This window comes from Mesorhizobium sp. M1E.F.Ca.ET.063.01.1.1 (assembly GCF_003998155.1).
GTDB lineage: Bacteria > Pseudomonadota > Alphaproteobacteria > Rhizobiales > Rhizobiaceae > Mesorhizobium.
Window position 1 is genome coordinate 1 of the sequence record NZ_RZSC01000653.1, and the last position, 3,314, is coordinate 3,314.

The window sequence follows — 3,314 nt, forward strand, 5'->3', positions numbered from 1 at the left end:
CTTCTGGCCGGCGCGGGACGTGCGCCGCGTCTCGAAATGCTGCTTCTCGCCGGAGATCGCCTCGGCGACATCGGGATCGGCCGAACGAGCAAGGAGGTCGGCAGGAAAAGTGATGCTGTCAGCGCCCCGGCGCTCGGCATCGAGCCGCGCCTTGCGCGCCGTCAACTGATCGAGCGCCTTGCTCACCACCGCTAGATTGGCAGCCGGCACGGTGCGGTCGAGACGCAGCAAAAGGTCGCCGACTTTCACGAGGTCGCCATCGCGGGCATCGATCTCGGCAACGATGCCGCCGGTCGAATGCTGCACGTTCTTGACGTGGGAGTCGACGACGAGCGTGCCGGGGGCGATGACCGCGCCGGCGATCTCGGTGACCGAGGCCCAGCCGCCGACGCCTCCGGCAAGCAGGAGCACGGCTCCAAGCCCAAGCCGTGTGTAGAAGCGGATCGATGCATGGGAGGTGCCCGGCGCAGCCACGCTAGTTCCCTCCCTCGGTTCCATTGGCGGCAGCCTGCGGAGTGCCTTCCGCGGCCGCCCGCGGCGGCGGATTGGCCGTGGGCACCGCCCGCAGCATGGGGAACATCTTGGCGAAAACCTTGTCCTTCGGCCCAAACTCGTGGATGCGGCCGTGGCTCATCGCCAGGACGAAATCGACGGCTGCCAGCACGTTCGGACGATGAGCGACGATCACAACCACGCCGCCGCGTTCGCGAACGCCGAGCATCGCCCGCACCAATGCCTGCTCGCCATCCATGTCCAGGTTGGAGTTCGGCTCGTCGAGCACCACGAGAAACGGATCGCGGTAGAGGGCGCGGGCCAGGGCAATGCGCTGGCGCTGGCCGGCCGAAAGAGCCTCGCCATGCTCGCCGATCTCGGTCTCGTAGCCCTGGCGGAAGCCCACGATCAGGTCGTGCGCGCCAGCCGCCTTGGCCGCGGCGATGATTGCGGCGGGGTCGGCGTCCGTCTCGAAGCGGGCGATGTTGTCGGCGACGGTGCCGGCGAACAGCTCCACGTCCTGCGGCAGGTAGCCGATATGGCGGCCGCGCTCCGCCTGCGACCACTGATCGAGATCGGCGCCGTCCAGCTTTATCCGGCCGACCACAGGCAACCAGGCCCCGACGAGCGCACGCACCAGAGTGGACTTTCCCGACCCGCTCGGGCCGATGATGCCGAGCGCGTGGCCAGCCTCCATGGCGAAGCTGGCATCCTGGACCAGCAGCCGCTGCGACCCCGGAGCCATGATCGCAACATTGTGCATCATGACGTTGGCGCTCGGCGCCGGCAGCAGCATGGGTTCGGCCTCGGCGGGCAAGGCCGCCAGCACTTTGGTCAGCCGTTGCCAGCCCTGGCGCGCGCCCGCGAAGCCCTTCCAGTTGGCGATCGCAAGATCGACCGGCGCCAGCGCGCGGCCGCTGAGGATGGAAGCGGCGATGATGACGCCCGCCGTCGCCTGCTGTTCGATAACCAGCCAGGCGCCGATGCCGAGCATGGAGGACTGCAGCAGCATGCGCAGTATTCTCGATACCGCGCCGATGCCGCCGGCGACGTCGCTTACCTTGCGCTGGTCGGCAATGTAATCGAGGTTCGCATCTTCCCAGCGTGCGGCAAGCCCGCCGGCCATGCCCATGGCGGCGACGACTTCCGCATTGCGACTGCCGGCGGCGACCAACCCACCGCGCCGGTTCCCGCTCAAGGTTGCAGCCGATACCGGCTTTCGCGTCAGCCGCTCGGCAAGCATGGTCAGAGTGACCAGCACGATCGCACCGAACAGCGCCGTAAGGCCAAGCACCCAGTGGAACATGAAGATGATGATCAGGTAGAGCGGCAGCCACGGCAGGTCGAAAAGCGCCGTCGGCCCCATACCGGACAGGAAGCCGCGCACGCTGTCGAGATCGCGCATCGGCTGCAGGCTGTCGTGCTCGCGCCCGGCCTTCAGCGGCAACCTCAGCACCGACGTATAAACGCGCTGACCAAGCGCCTCGTCGAGGGCGCCGCCAATGCGCACCAGCACGCGCCCGCGCACGAAATCGAGAACGCCCTGCCCGCAATAGAGGATGACGAGCAATATCGAAATGCCCGCGAGTGTCGGCAGGCTGCGGCTCGGCAGCACGCGATCATAGATCTCGAGCATGTAGAGCGAGCCTGCAAGCATCAGCACGTTGAGCATGCCGCTGAACAACCCGACCGCAAGAAAGGCCGACCGGCAGTTGGCAAGTGCCGCGGCCAGCTCGGAGCGAGCGGCGTTGGCCACCTGCCCGGTCGGCTTCACCGACGGCTTGCTCCGCGCCGCCGCGGGCCGACGGCGCGCGTCGCCGACGGCATTTTGCGCCGCGTCGCCGCGCGCGCGAAACATCACCAGGCTACCGGCACCCGCCATCGCCACCGCGACGAGCATCGAGCCCATCGATGCATGCCGGCCTGAGCCGAAGAGAAAAAAGCCGGCGACGCATGCGACGAGGGCCAGGCCGAAAAGCCTGATCTTCGCCTGCGCCGAACCAAGCGTTGTCTTGCCCACCAACCCGAGCGACGCCTTACTGAACCCCACGACTTGCCTCTCCCCATCAGGGACATGTCAGCCGCGCTCATCGGCGCATTGACCGCGCAAGGCGGCTGACTGGCCATGGCAAATAGCGCCGAGATTCAGCGCTCAAGTTCGAGAGGGAGGAGGATCGGCGTAGCGTCTGGCAACCCGCGGCGGCGGCCGGCGAACAGCAAAACGCGACATCGCCTCACGACGACTGGCGGCTCGATGGTGATGCGGCGGCCGAAAAGCCGCACGGTTTCCCACCCCCTGTAGCGCCGTAACTCGTTGTTGCCGGTCGGGAGATTGTTTACGCTACTATATTAGAACATTATTAACTCTATCTGAGCGTGCGTCAACGGGCAATTCGACGAAGAATTGGCCAGGTGGGGTTGAAGTATATGGGAGTATAACGCCGAGGGAAGCGAAGCGTCTCAATCCGCTTCCGCCGCGCTTGACCCGCCCCTACTTCTGGCGGAACGCGGTGTGCAGGGACGCCGTCAGCGGGCCTAGTATGTAGTCCAGCGCGGTGCGCTCCTCCGTCACGATCATGACGGATGCCGGCATGCCGGGGTAGAGCTGGATCTGGGGCGCGGCGGCGAGTTCCTGCGCGTCGACCGCTATGTCGGCGACATAATAGGGAAAGCCTGTCTTGGCATCGGTGACGCGGTCCGCCGAGATATGGGTCACGCGGCCGTGGATGACCGGCGTGGTGCGCTGCTTGTATGAGGTGAAGCGGACCTCGGCGGTCATGTCGGCACGCAGGCTGGATATGTCCTCGACGCGGACCTGCGCC

The 3,314-nt window shown here is 66.5% G+C and carries 3 protein-coding genes; all 3 read right to left on the minus strand.

The window, feature by feature from the left end; translation table 11 throughout:
* Positions 1 to 474 (minus strand): biotin/lipoyl-binding protein (locus tag EOA29_RS29950; protein ID WP_245468578.1); only part of this gene is annotated, 474 nt, incomplete at its 3' end.
* Between the two features lies 1 nt (position 475).
* A complete protein-coding gene (locus tag EOA29_RS29955; protein WP_245464702.1) occupies positions 476 to 2,542 on the minus strand; it encodes a type I secretion system permease/ATPase in 2,067 nt (688 codons plus the stop codon).
* A gap of 441 nt (positions 2,543 to 2,983) precedes the next feature.
* A partial coding sequence (locus EOA29_RS29960) for an HlyD family secretion protein (RefSeq protein ID WP_189479028.1) occupies positions 2,984 to 3,314 on the minus strand: 331 nt, incomplete at its 5' end.